General features: G+C 40.8%; 11 protein-coding genes. 10 read left to right on the forward strand and 1 reads right to left on the reverse strand.

All coding sequences use genetic code 11. The features are described from left to right. The 8 genes from BM057_RS04715 to BM057_RS04750 all read left to right on the forward strand — a co-directional run bounded on the left by BM057_RS04715 (nucleotide 1) and on the right by BM057_RS04750 (nucleotide 8,446). Nucleotides 1-1,233, forward strand: a complete 1,233-nt coding sequence (locus tag BM057_RS04715) for a cysteine desulfurase (RefSeq protein WP_143074476.1) — start codon at nucleotides 1-3, stop codon at nucleotides 1,231-1,233. Beyond that, nucleotides 1,220-1,651, forward strand: coding sequence for a Fe-S cluster assembly sulfur transfer protein SufU (gene sufU / locus BM057_RS04720; RefSeq protein ID WP_092091848.1), 432 nt, complete (start codon nucleotides 1,220-1,222; stop codon nucleotides 1,649-1,651). Before BM057_RS04715 ends, sufU begins: the two co-directional genes overlap by 14 nt. A 445-nt stretch (nucleotides 1,652-2,096) precedes the next feature. Beyond that, complete coding sequence (sufB, locus tag BM057_RS04725; protein WP_092091851.1) at nucleotides 2,097-3,491, forward strand: Fe-S cluster assembly protein SufB; 1,395 nt, start codon at nucleotides 2,097-2,099, stop codon at nucleotides 3,489-3,491. A gap of 313 nt (nucleotides 3,492-3,804) precedes the next feature. Further along, nucleotides 3,805-4,068 carry a hypothetical protein gene (locus tag BM057_RS11910; RefSeq protein ID WP_245741799.1) on the forward strand — a complete coding sequence of 88 codons (264 nt, stop codon included), beginning with the start codon at nucleotides 3,805-3,807 and terminating at the stop codon, nucleotides 4,066-4,068. Nucleotides 4,069-4,070: 2 nt separating this feature from the next. After that, on the forward strand, nucleotides 4,071-4,823 hold the full coding sequence (locus BM057_RS04730) for an Abi family protein (protein ID WP_245741800.1): 753 nt from the start codon (nucleotides 4,071-4,073) through the stop codon (nucleotides 4,821-4,823). 693 nt (nucleotides 4,824-5,516) lie between these two features. Then, nucleotides 5,517-6,941 carry an NAD-dependent succinate-semialdehyde dehydrogenase gene (locus BM057_RS04735; RefSeq protein ID WP_092091853.1) on the forward strand — a complete coding sequence of 475 codons (1,425 nt, stop codon included), beginning with the start codon at nucleotides 5,517-5,519 and terminating at the stop codon, nucleotides 6,939-6,941. 171 nt (nucleotides 6,942-7,112) lie between these two features. Then, nucleotides 7,113-7,883, forward strand: coding sequence for a hypothetical protein (locus BM057_RS04745; RefSeq protein WP_092091857.1), 771 nt, complete (start codon nucleotides 7,113-7,115; stop codon nucleotides 7,881-7,883). A gap of 116 nt (nucleotides 7,884-7,999) precedes the next feature. Beyond that, on the forward strand, nucleotides 8,000-8,446 hold the full coding sequence (locus tag BM057_RS04750; RefSeq protein ID WP_047392108.1) for a GNAT family N-acetyltransferase: 447 nt from the start codon (nucleotides 8,000-8,002) through the stop codon (nucleotides 8,444-8,446). Nucleotides 8,447-8,558: 112 nt separating this feature from the next. Here the strand turns inward: BM057_RS04750 and BM057_RS04755 are convergent, their stop codons facing one another. Further along, complete coding sequence (locus tag BM057_RS04755) at nucleotides 8,559-9,752, reverse strand: hypothetical protein (protein WP_092091859.1); 1,194 nt, start codon at nucleotides 9,750-9,752, stop codon at nucleotides 8,559-8,561. Nucleotides 9,753-9,957: 205 nt separating this feature from the next. Between BM057_RS04755 and BM057_RS04760 the strand changes: the two genes are divergently transcribed. Next, entirely contained in the window at nucleotides 9,958-11,160 is a 1,203-nt protein-coding gene (locus tag BM057_RS04760; RefSeq protein WP_092091861.1) for an amidohydrolase, read from the forward strand. A gap of 385 nt (nucleotides 11,161-11,545) precedes the next feature. After that, entirely contained in the window at nucleotides 11,546-13,327 is a 1,782-nt protein-coding gene (locus BM057_RS04765; RefSeq protein WP_245741801.1) for a DUF2207 domain-containing protein, read from the forward strand. The last annotated feature ends 114 nt before the right edge of the window (nucleotides 13,328-13,441 follow it).

Genomic DNA, 13,441 nt, shown 5'->3' on the forward strand with positions numbered 1-13,441 from the left:
CTGAATGCTGAAAAAATAAGAAACGATTTTCCTATTTTAAGTCAATCCGTCAATGACGAACCACTGATTTATTTAGATAGCGCAGCAACGGCTCAAAAGCCGCTTGCCGTTTTAGATGCGGTTCAATCCTATTATGAAACTAGTAATGCAAATGTCCATCGCGGCGTTCATACGCTGGCTGACCGTGCGACTAGCCAGTATGAAGCGGTTCGCGAAAAAACAAGAGCATTCATTCATGCCGCCGATTCAGCAGAAGTACTGTTTACCAGAGGGGCAACAACAAGCTTGAATTGGGTCGCTAAAAGCTGGGGCGAAGCCAATGTAAAGGCTGGAGATGAAATCGTGATCACCATCATGGAACACCATGCCAACTTGATCCCGTGGCAGCAGTTGGCGAAAAAAACCGGCGCAGCATTGAACTATATCCATTTGACGGCTGATGGCCAGCTGGATATGGAAGAGGCAGCCCGTTTGATCACAAACAAAACGAAAATCGTCGCGGTAACCCATTGTTCAAACGTGTTGGGAACGATCAATCCGATCAAAGAACTGGCGCAACTGGCTCATCAAGCAGGCGCTGTGATCGTCGTCGACGGTGCCCAAGCAGTGCCGCATATGCCAATCGATGTGCAAGAATTGGATGCTGATTTTTATGCGTTTAGCGGACACAAGATGCTGGCACCCACTGGAACGGGTGTGTTGTATGGCAAACGCGCGTTACTGGAACAAATGGAACCCGTTGAATTCGGCGGTGAGATGATCGATTTTGTTTATGAACAAGACAGTACTTGGACAGAACTGCCTTGGAAGTTTGAGACCGGTACGCCAAATATTGCCGGTACGATTGGGTTAGGTGTTGCGATAGATTATTTGAATGAGCAAGATCGAACAGCTATCCATGAACATGGGCAGCTGCTGCTGCAGAGACTTTGGCCGCAGTTGCAGCAAATCGAAGGTCTGACGATTTATGGACCACAGGATATCGCTCAACGGACTGGGGTCATTTCCTTCAACTTAGATGGATTGCATCCCCATGATGTGGCTACCGCTTTAGATATGGAAGGCATTGCGGTCCGTGCAGGTCATCATTGTGCGCAGCCTTTGATGCGAGAATTGGATGTACCAGCGACTGTTCGTGCCAGTTTTTACTTGTACAATACGCCAGAAGAAGTCGACCGATTCGTTGCTTCTCTTCAGGCTGTAAAGGAGTTTTTTGCAAATGGCTTTATCTAAACTTGAACAATTGTATCGGCAAGTCATTGTCGACCATTCCAGCCATCCGCATCATTACGGTGACATGACGGATCCGACACAGGCTGTCGAATTGCACAATCCATCTTGTGGCGATCTCATCGAAGTTCAAGTCAAACTAATGGAAGATCATATTCAAGATATCCGTTTCAGTGGCAGCGGCTGCACGATCAGCCGTGCCAGTGCCAGTATGATGACCGACTTGATGAAAGGCAAAACCATAGCCGAAGCACGTCAACTAATCAATGCTTTTTCTTTAATGATGCAAGGCTCAACGCCGCAACAAGAAGAAATTTTTGGTGATGCCATGATGCTGCAGACCGTTTCTAAGTTTCCTACTCGTATCAAATGTGCGACTTTGGCTTGGAAAGCATTGGAAAAAGCTTTAGAGCCTGCATGAAACTGATTTAACTTACAGAAACAGGAAATGTGAGAAGACAAGTATCTAAAGCTTAAGTAAAATCATGCTTGCTGAATCATAAACCAAGCAGTTATTTCCGCTTTTTCTGTCTCTTTGCGTGAAGGGAACCAGGCAGACTTAAGGAGCCTGTAGTCTCCTTAAGCTTGACCTTAAAGCCTTTGTAGGCATTCGCTTCCGAATGCAACAAAGGTTAATTCGCTCAAGGCCTTCCTTGGTTCCTATCACGCCGGGACAGCTTCGCTGCAATACTGCATGATTTTGCTCAAAGTGATCTAAAAGCTTGCAGCTACTACTAAAAAAGTAGCAAGAAACATTGTCAACTATACGTTTTCCCTTTATTCAGCCGACATTAAATAAAACAGGCAAAAAAACTTGCAATGCATGTAAAAAATTTTTCGTGCAAAATAAAAAAGGAGGCACAGCGATGTCTGAAGTTCCTCAACTAGAAGATTATAAATTTGGTTTTCATGACGATGTCGAGTCGCTTTATACGACCGGCAAAGGTATTTCTGAAGATATTATCAAAGAAATTTCAGCTTATAAAAAAGAACCGCAATGGATGTTGGATTACCGTTTGAAAGCCTATCAACATTTTGAACAACGACCGATGCCGGAATGGGGCGCAAATCTTTCAGAAATCAATTTTGATGAGATCACGTATTACCGCCAGTCCAGCGGCAAGCCGGAACGCAGCTGGGATGAGGTCCCGGAAAAAATCAAAGAGACGTTTGAACGCATCGGTATTCCAGAAGCTGAACGCAAATATTTAGCCGGTGCCGGCGCCCAATATGAGTCCGAAGTGGTTTACCACAATATGAAAAAAGAATATGAAAAGCTAGGTATCGTATTCATGGACACAGATACAGCTCTAAAAGACTATCCGGAACTATTTAAAGAACACTTTGGTACCGTTGTGCCGCCAACAGACAATAAACTGGCCGCATTGAACGCCGCTGTCTGGTCTGGCGGAACATTTATCTATGTACCGAAAAATGTGAAAGTTGAAGTGCCATTACAGATGTATTTCCGTATCAATGACGAAGCAATGGGACAATTTGAACGAACACTGATCATTGTGGATGAAGGTGCCAGTGTCAATTATGTTGAAGGCTGTACGGCTCCGACTTTTTCCAGCAGCAGTCTGCATGCCGCTACTGTTGAAATCATCGTAAAAAAAGACGCTTATTGCCGCTATACCACGATCCAAAACTGGTCCGATAATGTGTATAACTTAGTGACCAAACGCGCAACCGTTGCAGCAGGCGGAACGATGGAATGGGTCGACGGCAACTTAGGCGCTAAAACGACTATGAAATATCCAAGTGTCTATTTGAATGGAAGAGGCGCACGCGGAACGATGCTGTCAGTCGCCATGGCAGGAGAAGGCCAGAACCAGGATACTGGTGCCAAGATGATCCACAATGCGCCGAACACATCCAGTTCGATCATTTCCAAATCGATCGCCAAAGACGGCGGCGAAGTCAACTACCGCGGTCAAGTCACTTTCAGCAAAAAAGCAACCGGCTCTATGTCTCACATCGAATGCGACACAATCATCATGGACGAAAAATCTAAATCAGATACGATTCCATTCAACGAAATCCATAACGGCAGTGTTTCGCTAGAACACGAAGCCAAAGTTTCAAAGATCTCAGAAGAGCAGCTCTACTACTTGATGAGCCGCGGACTGACCGAACAAGAAGCCACCGAAATGATCGTTATGGGCTTTGTCGAACCTTTTTCAAAAGAACTCCCCATGGAATACGCTGTAGAATTAAACCGCCTGATTGCTTACGAGATGGAAGGATCAGTGGGGTAGGAGGAATAGTAAGGCTAGGGGTGCTATTATAAAGCCTTTCCTAGCCTTTTCTATTTTTTTAAAGAGTTATCTGAAAACTTATGTATCTATTTTTCAGAAAGTCAAATATTTAATTAATTGGTTCCTAAACTTTTCAACTTATTTAAAAATGATATGATTGTAAGTTTTCCAAACTAGTTTCATATCATTTTAACTAGGGAAATTTTCGACGGAATGCTGCAATAGTGTTATACCATTTTTACCAGAACTTGCCACGCGAGGGAGACCAGCGGACCACGGCAAGTCTTTTTTTGTATATAGAGGTGAAAATACAATGTTCCTGTTTAATCAGTTAGCTGACATTGAAAATAGCATAAAGCAACGTCGAGAGAGGGAAAGTATTGATTTTACTTATTTCAAAAAAAGCGCAGATGTTGGCGAAAGAATGAAAGAACCTAAAGAAGGATATGAGTTTATTGAGATCCTTCAAAAAGAAGATTATGGACATAAGGTTTTATTTTCTTCTAAAGAGAAAGAAAAAGCTCTTGTCTTCTTTCAATACACGAATTATTACAGATTTTCAATTTTCCAAGACTAATCATGGAAGATGATAAAAGAACTTTTTCAAATGTTTTGTATTTATATAACATGGATAAATATATAAGAAAACAGCTAAGTTACTTCTCAGGAATTTTAGAAGAATGGATAAAAACATCTTTTGCAAATGCAGTCAGTAATAATTATTATTCTGATGAATACCAACCAGCTGAATTTTATCTCGATTTAAACATCTATAATAAGAAAAGACTTGGCGAAGAAACTTTAACTAGCTTTGCTGAAACTGTTATCCGAAGTAAGGAAACGTTTATTAAACATCATCATAAAGAAAAAAATGGCTGCATTCCTATATGGGCTTTAATAGAGGAATTAACATTTGGACAGGTAGATACATTTATTTCACAATTGAAACCTGAGTATAAAAATATGTGGATCGATAAGACTTTTGGTAAGCAGTATAGAAGATTTGTCATAAGTTGGATAGGTATGTCCAGATATATCAGAAATATGTCAGCACATTACGCGAGATTTTATGGCAAAAGATTTGTTGTTTTTCCATCTTTGCCGAAAGAAGATTTAAAGCAATACAATATAAAAAATTCAAAGAAAGATAATCTATTTGTCATGCTATTTACAGAGAAAAAGCTATTCTCTTTTATTCCAGATCGAGCTATCCAAGAAGAATGGAATCTATTTATAGATGAACTAGCTGAAATGGCTGAGGGCAGCGACGGACTATTCAATGATGAAGAAAATGGTTTTTCAGATAATTGGCAAGCTGCTTTGAAAATTTAAAAACACACATTTATGTAACGGTTTTTCATCTATTTCCCAATCAAAAAGTTATCTATTTATAAAAACAGATAGCAATATGTACTTCTAAAGCATTAGCTTTTCCAGCGGAAAATGTTGGATTAAATTTATGAATATTTACAAAATTAATTTTTAGCTGAAAGGGTCAGTAGTTAATGAGTAGCTCCAAGCTAAGAATATTGATCTTCAATGTTCTTAGCTTTTTCTGTATGCAAAAATATTTTTTATCTAAGTTGTTCCATTTTGTAGGCACGGCAGCTGTAAATAGCGAAGCACAAATTTTATACTTTTGGAAAGCGTTTTATTTTAAGTGATGGAAAGTTAGTGTTACAGTGAAGAAGGATGGAAAAATAGAGATAAGAGGTCTGTCGATTGTCAACTGGTGCTGTTTTTGTGATATGAAAGAAGTAGAGTATGGTCGTTTTTTACAGCATATCAGCTGATACTTGAATGAGCAGGCCGTAGTCTCAAATTGATGTTGGAGGGCAGGTAGATGGATGATCAACTACTTAGATTTGTAACGTAAACACACATACAGTCAGATTACATTTGGTTTCAAGAAAGATTACGTTTGTCAGTATGAGGGTTTGTCAAATTGGAATTATACGATGTATCAAGCAGCTTGCGTGTCAGGTTGTGCATCATTGAAAGCTAAAACTTGAGGAGGTTTTCTGAATGGCTTATCAAACAATCAATCCATATACAAATGAAACGGTAAAAGAATATCCAGAAGCTACAGATCAACAGTTAGAAGAGGCTTTACAAAACGGACATGAGTTATACCACACGTTTAAAACACAAGACATCAAAGAACGTGCAGAGCAATTGCGTCAAATAGCGGCAAATATACGCGAACGGTCAACGGAATTAGCTCGTACTTGTACGATCGAAATGGGAAAACTATTAGCCGAAGCAGAAGGTGAAGTGGAGTTGTGTGCCGTTATTGCTGATTGGTATGCGGACAACGCAGAAGAACTGCTGAAACCGGAAGAAATTGAAACAGGCGCAAACGGCAAGGCGGAAGTTCATTATCAATCTACCGGTGTTATCATGATGGTCGAACCGTGGAATTTCCCATACTACCAAATCATGCGTGTGTTTGCACCAAACTTTATGGTGGGCAATCCAATGATCTTGAAACATGCCTCAAATACACCTTCAACTGCCCAATTAATGGCCGATGTTATTTCAGAAGCGGGTGCGCCTAAAGGTTCGTTGACGAATTTATTTTTAAATTATGATCAAGTGTCCAAAGCCATTGCTGATCCTCGGGTACAAGGGGTAGCTTTGACAGGTTCTGAACGCAGCGGCTCAACCGTTGCAAAAACGGCAGGCGAACATTTGAAAAAATCAACACTGGAACTTGGCGGTATGGATCCGTTTATTGTCCTAGACGGTGCGAATATGGATGAAGTCGCCGATATTGCTTGGCGTTCGCGTCTTTACAATTGCGGACAAGAATGTACGTCATCTAAACGTTTTATTGTGATGGAAAACATGTACGATGAATTCGTGGAACGGTTGAAAGACAATTTCAGTAAAGTAAAACCAGGTGATCCATTAGACGAAGCTACGACTTTAGCACCTATGAATACCAAAAAAGCCAAAGAAAAATTGCAAGAACAAGTAGATGAAGCGATCAAAGCCGGTGCCCATGTCGTTTATGGAAATGAACCGATCGATTTGCCTGGGCAATTCTTTATGCCAACGATTTTAACGGATGTGGATCGTGACAACCCTGCACATACGACAGAATTGTTTGGACCAGTCGCAGTGGTGTATAAAGTCTCAACCGAAGAGGAAGCCATCAAACTGGCAAATGATTCCTCCTATGGACTAGGCGGTACCGTGTTTGCCGGCGACAGCGAGCATGGAGCAGAAGTAGCGGAGAAAATTGAAACAGGAATGGTCTTTGTGAACAACATCCGCTATTCATTACCTGAATTACCGTTTGGCGGTGTGAAACGTTCTGGCTATGGCAGAGAACTGAGCAAATTGGGACAAATGGCTTTTGTTAACGAAAAATTGATTATGAAAGCAGACAAGCCAGATATGGACAATCTTGCTGGCGGATTGGTTTCTCCAGTAGACTTAGGATAAAAACATTTCCGGCGAAATAAACTGATGCTGCATATGCAACATAAGCGAAAGTAGCAAAAGAGAGTTCTTCCAGCCTAAAAAGTTGGAAGGCTCTTTTTCTTTTTTGGTAAACTGATGATAAGAACATGCTACATATGGAAACAAAATATGAAAATAGAGGAAGTCGATAGGATGCAAAATCATCGAATCTTTCAAGAGTTAGGAGCACGAAAATTGATGGAAGAACAATTAGTTCGCTCATTAAAAGAAGGGCTGCCGCCGTTTGTGACTTTAACAGCATATAATCTTTCAAGAGCCGGCATCAGCTTTTACGGACTATTGGCCCGAAGACAGGAAAATAAGCCAACAAACTGGCTGACCATCAGATTAGCGGATCATCCTTTATGGCTCCTAGAAGCCCAACAAGTATCGATCGAATTCGGCAACCCCGCTGATCTTTTAGGGATAACCGCTAAAGTACAGCAATTTTTTCAAGATCCCCAAGCAGAAGATGACTTTTATGATTTGCTCCCACTAGAAATAGCGGTTCTGCAATTCCTAGATGAATGTCAAAAACAAGGCTTGATATGGGCTGTTCGTCTGCCTGAGGCTATTTTTGCAGGCCACAAAAAGTTTCCGCTTGATTTGAAAAATGATTTCATGAAAGCTGATTTGTTTTTAGGCGACCGAAACAACTTAAACAACTTCTTGTTGCCGGTAGAAGCAAAATCTTTCCAAGCAGCATTAGCCGTGTTATTTGGCAAAAACCTGCTTTTTTCTCAATTCTCAAGAGGCCGTTTGTTAAGATTACTGCCAACGAACCAATGGATCCAACCGATTATTAAGCAAAGAACAACTGGCGACCATGGATGGGAAAAGCAGTTGACAGACCAATACGGCGAGCAGCTGATCGCAGCATATGAAAAAGCAAAACAGGGCCGTGATTCTAATTTTCTTCTATAATTAAGAAAAGGAAGGTATTTGTGAAATCAAACGGTAGAGAAAAGTGATACAATACATGTATTGAAAGATATTATTAGACCAACTTGATGATTTTTTTGAAAGGAAAGACCACTTGTATGCCTGAAATTCATTTTAAAGATATTGATGCTGCAAATAATCAAGAAGTAAGGAATTTAACATTAAAAGCAGGACAAGAGACGTTTATTGAAACCGTGGATGACTGTTTGGAAGAAGCAAGTCACAGCTCCGAATGGCACCCAGTAGGCATTTATTATGGCGAGGCGTTAGTCGGCTTTGCGATGTATGGCTGTTTCGGTCCTCAGAAAGAAACCTGGATCGATCGGATCATGATCGATAAAAAATACCAAGACAAAGGGTTAGGAAAAGCTGCACTGATCAAGCTTATTGATGTTGTGTCAAAAGAATACGACGTTGATGTTCTCTATCTCAGTATCATCGAAGGGAATAAGAAAGCTTATCATTTATATAAAAGCCTTGGCTTTGAGTATACAAACGAAAGAGACCCAAACGGAGAATTCATCTTTAAATATGTCGTTCGATAAATAATAGAAACAACAGTGTATCAAAATATCTAAAAAAGTTTAGTAGTGATAAAAAAGCTCTCAACATTGAACTTCGATGTTGAGAGCTTTTGCATATTCTAAGATAAAGTTGTTAACCGGCTACGTTGATCAAAATCGGTGCCAGGAAGCCGGCTAAGATAACGGAACCGATAGAGACGGTGACAAAGCCGCCAACCAGCATCTTTGAAGTCACTGACTCTAAAAAGAGTTCGCGTTCTTCTTTGTCGGAAAAGCTGCTATTTGCTACTTCGCTGGGCAAAATGGCTGTACCAGGAAATCCAAAGAGCGCTGTAATCCCTAGTGCAATACTCATCCAAGGTGTGATCTTTAAAATGCGGCCTGCGATCAGAGAAAAGATGACGTTTCCGATTGTTCCGACGATGATCGTGGTAGCCAATGCTGGCAAAATTTCCACAAACACATCAAAGGTGGCAGAAGATAAATTTGCTAGAACAACAACGATCAAAGCAGGCATTGCAAGGCCGTACGAATTGGCTTTTACTAGAATATTCTTCTCTAAAAATCCCAGTTCGCTGAATAAAACGCCCATCAATAAAGACATAATATTTGCATCGATCAATTGAAAACCTAGTAAGGAAGTCAGACCTTTGGAAATAAAAGAAGACAACAAAACGACCAAAGCAACTTTTGCTAAATAGACATTGGAAGAACGATATTTTTCAGGAAATGGAGGAAATACGGTCCATTTTGATACCTCTTCTTCTTGTATTTCTTGTTGAACTTCCTGTTGTTGATATTTTTGTTTAAAAGAAGCGACTTCCTTTTTTAATGCCCAGCTGGCAATAGGATAACCGGCAAAGCCTTGGACAATGACTAATAAAGAAGCTAACAAGGCTAGATCGCTCCGTCCAATCGTATTAGCCACTTCGGACATTTGAATAGCCGCGATCACTCCCCCGAATAAAGGCGGTGCTCCAACAAGCGCTGTTTCCAGACCAATGAAAGGAGCAGCAATCAACAAGAGTGCAGCTGTGATCCCAATGATAGCGGCTGTACAAATGAGGACTGTTTTCCATTGTTGCAGGAGTTGTTTGATATTCAACATCGTACCCATATGTACCAATAGAAAACCGATCATGACGGTTCCTATTTGCAAAAGTGCAGAATCTTGAAAAATGGTCGTAGGCAGCCCTGACCAGAAAGCGAATAAGAAAAAAACGGAAGCGGTAAATAACATGGAGACAATACTTTTGGTTCGAACGGCAATGAAATCGCCCAGAGCATAGACGCAAAGAATAATGGTAATAGCGGCAAGACTGTTCATACAAGACCTCTTTTCTGTAAGTGATTTATCCATAATAGAATAATGAGTGATCTTTGTCAATTCTAATGAAAAGAAAATTCGTTAGCATAAACCGTGTTATACAGGTGTATAAGATTAAAAATAAATGAAAGTTGTAGTTGACAAAGGGAAAAGGACTCGTTATAGTGAATCTACAAAAAACAGCAGAGAAAGAGGGAGACGCAATATGAATCAAGTGGAAACAAAGAAACTAACCAGTGAAGTGAAAGAATTGATTCTGTCTAAAGAAAAGGACATGATTGCTTTTCGTCGTCACTTACATAAACATCCAGAACTTTCTCTAGAAGAAATCGAGACAACAAAAGCATTGGCAGAAAAATTAGATGAATTTGGTATTTCCTATCGTCTAACGGAGCCGACTGGGATCATTGCAGAGATCAAAGGAGCTGGTCCAGGTAAAACTGTATTGTTGCGAGCAGATATGGATGCCTTATCTGTACAGCAGCTGAATGATGTATCTTATCGCTCCATTGAAGAAGGGAAAATGCATGCTTGCGGGCATGACACCCATGTTTCTATGTTGTTGAACGCGGCATATGCATTAAACCAAGTGAAAGATCAGTTCAATGGTACAGTTCGCTTGATTTTCCAACCTGCTGAAGAGATCGCGACTGGAGCTAAACTGATGGTAGAGCAGGGAGCCGTTGATGGAGTAGACAATGCTTTTGGGATTCATATTTGGTCAGGTGGCAAAACTGGGGAAGTTTCCTGTCCAGCTGGTCCATCTTTTGCTGCAGCAGACGTGATCCGGGTCTACTTTACCGGAAGAGGAGGACACGCAGCACAACCGCATTTGAACATTGATGCGGCCATCATGGCGTCACAGTATGTCATCAATGCGCAATCGATTGTTTCTCGTGAGGTCGATCCATTGCAGCCAGCCGTGGTGACGTTAGGGAAAATGGAAGTGGGCACACGTTTTAACGTTGTGGCAGAAAATGCTGTGATCGAAGGGACGATTCGGACATTTGATCCGGAAACGCGCGATAAAGTAGAAGCCAGCCTTAAACATTATGCACAGGAAATTGCCCAATTATATGGCGGGCAAGCGGTTGTGGAATATGATCGTATGACAGAGCCGGTCAATAATGAAGAGCATACAGCCCAGCTTGTCCAAAAGGTAGCTGCGGAAGCCTTTGGGGAAGAAAGTGTGGAAAACCTGCCACCAACAATGGGCGGAGAAGATTTTGGTTACTATATGACCAAGATTCCTGGAGCTTTTGCGACAGTCGGCAGCGGAAATGCTGAAAAAGATACTTTCTGGGCGCATCATTCGGGACGTTTCAATGTTGATGAGGATTCTTTGAAAGTTGGTGCAGAATTGTATGCACAATACGCTTTAGCGTACCTGGCTCAAGATGCGTTTTAAACAAAGATAGAAATGCAAAACTTTATTCACTATCTACAGACCTTTAAAAGTTAGAGAAAATCGCTGACTTTTGAAGGTCTGTTTTCATGTCTTTTGTAATTTTTTAAAACTGCTACAATAGACAAGGTTGATTCATAATTTCAGCATTTTGTTAGGCAAAAAGGAATCCGCTGTTATTCTTTCGCACATTTGATAGAATAAAGATAAGAAAGAAAAAGAGCGTTGGCGCCATGTCAGCTGTAAAAATGATGTTGTTTTATACATAAAAAGCTATTGAAGGAGCGTTGCAGCAGTTTTAATTTAATTAGGAATGATCTTAGGAATGTTCAAATGATTTTAGGAGACAGTTGTTAAGCGTGATGTTGACAAAAAGGAGGAGAAATAAATGGGCAAACTTATAAAAAAAGGACTGATAGTGAGTGCAGTGTTCTTTATTAACTTGATATTTGGGACAACCGTCTTTGCTGAAAATCAATTGACTGATTTAACCATTGAAGTGGAATTACAAAAAGACGGCTCTGGTATTGTCACTGAACATCGGAAGATGAAGATGGATGAAGGGACTGAACTATTTATTGTGTTGGATGAGCTACAAGATTCAGAACTGCTGGATTTTTCTGTGGCAGGTTTTACGGAAGCCAAAGAGTGGGACTCTGATGATTCTTTAAAAGAAAAAGCAGGACATTATGGCATACTGGAAACAGACAATGGCTTAGAATTGGTTTGGGGAATTGGAAAATATGGGGCAAATGAATATGAAGTAACGTATACGCTGTCGAACTTAGTACGTGAATTGGAAGACGGGCAAGCTTTGTTATGGAACTTCGACACTTTTTCGGACATTCCGGCTGAAAACTTAGCGGTTGAGATTTCCGGACCAGAGTCTTTTACACATGAAAATACCAAGTTATGGGGCTTTGGTTTTGATGGAGATATTGAACTCGTAAATGGACAAGTCGTGTGGAAAGCGGCTGAAGAAGTTGGGAGCGATAACGACGTAACCGTTTTACTGCAATTTCCGCCAAACTTTTTCGACACTCAAGTCTCTGTTGATCAGACGTTAGAAGAACAAAGTGAAATGGCGAAGGAAGGATCAGCCTACAACTCCCATACGTCTTCAGACACGATTCCAATCATCATTTTTTCGTCTATTGCGCTTATCGGCGGTGGAATAGCTTCTATTGCCATAACCTATGCAGTGAAAGTAAAGAAAGCAAAAGAAGCAGCAGGACAAATGGTTACAGGACAAAAACGTATTCAGGAAAATAAAGGAAAGCTGTTTGAAGATGTTCCATTCAACGGAGAAGATTTAGCTGGCATTGCGTATTTGCTGCAAGAAATCAATACCGGTTATTTTGAGGATTATTTCTCTATTTATTTGTTGAAATGGATTAGCGAAGGCAAAATCCATATGGTGACAGAGAAAAGAAAAGCCTTTTTCGAAGATACCTTTTCCACAGATCTTGAAATTCTTGATTATGAAGAAGAGCGTCAATTAGATGGTCGTTCGTTTGCTGAGTTTATTGAAGCATTGCAAGACAAAGATGGAAAAGAGCCGTATGAGGTCGGTTTATGGCTGATGTTGCTGAATGCAGCTGACAAAAATGGATTCGTTAATGATGAACGAATCAAAAAGTGGGCAAAACGTCATGCAGATGAAGTGGAAGAATATGCTGATTACTTAACCGACTATTCTAAAGATTATTTGGAAGAACAAGGTCTGTTAAGATTTGAAGAAGTGGAAGTATGGGGCAAGAAGAATGAGACAGTGATCGCCAGCGCGGAAGGAAATAGGCTGTTTGATCATCTTGTCCAGTTCAGAAATTATCTAGAGAAAACAGATCTCCTTGGTTTCGAAAAAAATTTCAGCCGTTTATCGCTTGAGGATTTTCTTTTGTGGAGCACTTTATACGCTCGAAGTGAAGAAATCACGCAACAATTCAAGGAACTGACCCCAGATCCCAATGTTTATTATACCAACCAGCAGCCTCTTTATTATTATTGGTATTGGAATGGGGCGAGTGGAATTAGACACAATTGGTCAACCGGCCTTTCAAGCGGCGGCTTTCATTCAGCGGCTTCCTCAGCTTCAGTGGGCGCTGGTGGCGCGACCTCTGTTGGCGGCGGTGGCGGTGCAGGAGGCGGAGGAGGCGGAGGTGCGCGTTGACAAACCTACCGCTTTCTTTGAAAAATAAAACATGAGCATTCTAGACTTGATACTGACTATTAGATAATAATTTTCAAAAATGTCTTTTGCCAGATGGAAATACTTTCGAAAAAA

Origin of the sequence: Pisciglobus halotolerans (assembly GCF_900113675.1) — a bacterium.
Taxonomy (GTDB): Bacteria; Bacillota; Bacilli; order Lactobacillales; family Carnobacteriaceae; genus Pisciglobus; species Pisciglobus halotolerans.

Coding starts and splice junctions, on each gene's coding strand:
- sufU (WP_092091848.1), top strand. CDS start 1,220: ATGGCTTTATCTAAACTTGAACAATTGTATCGGCAAGTCATTGTCGAC.
- sufB (WP_092091851.1), top strand. CDS start 2,097: ATGTCTGAAGTTCCTCAACTAGAAGATTATAAATTTGGTTTTCATGAC.
- BM057_RS11910 (WP_245741799.1), top strand. CDS start 3,805: ATGTTCCTGTTTAATCAGTTAGCTGACATTGAAAATAGCATAAAGCAA.
- BM057_RS04730 (WP_245741800.1), top strand. CDS start 4,071: ATGGAAGATGATAAAAGAACTTTTTCAAATGTTTTGTATTTATATAAC.
- BM057_RS04735 (WP_092091853.1), top strand. CDS start 5,517: ATGGCTTATCAAACAATCAATCCATATACAAATGAAACGGTAAAAGAA.
- BM057_RS04745 (WP_092091857.1), top strand. CDS start 7,113: ATGCAAAATCATCGAATCTTTCAAGAGTTAGGAGCACGAAAATTGATG.
- BM057_RS04750 (WP_047392108.1), top strand. CDS start 8,000: ATGCCTGAAATTCATTTTAAAGATATTGATGCTGCAAATAATCAAGAA.
- BM057_RS04755 (WP_092091859.1), bottom strand. CDS start 9,752: ATGAACAGTCTTGCCGCTATTACCATTATTCTTTGCGTCTATGCTCTG.
- BM057_RS04760 (WP_092091861.1), top strand. CDS start 9,958: ATGAATCAAGTGGAAACAAAGAAACTAACCAGTGAAGTGAAAGAATTG.
- BM057_RS04765 (WP_245741801.1), top strand. CDS start 11,546: ATGGGCAAACTTATAAAAAAAGGACTGATAGTGAGTGCAGTGTTCTTT.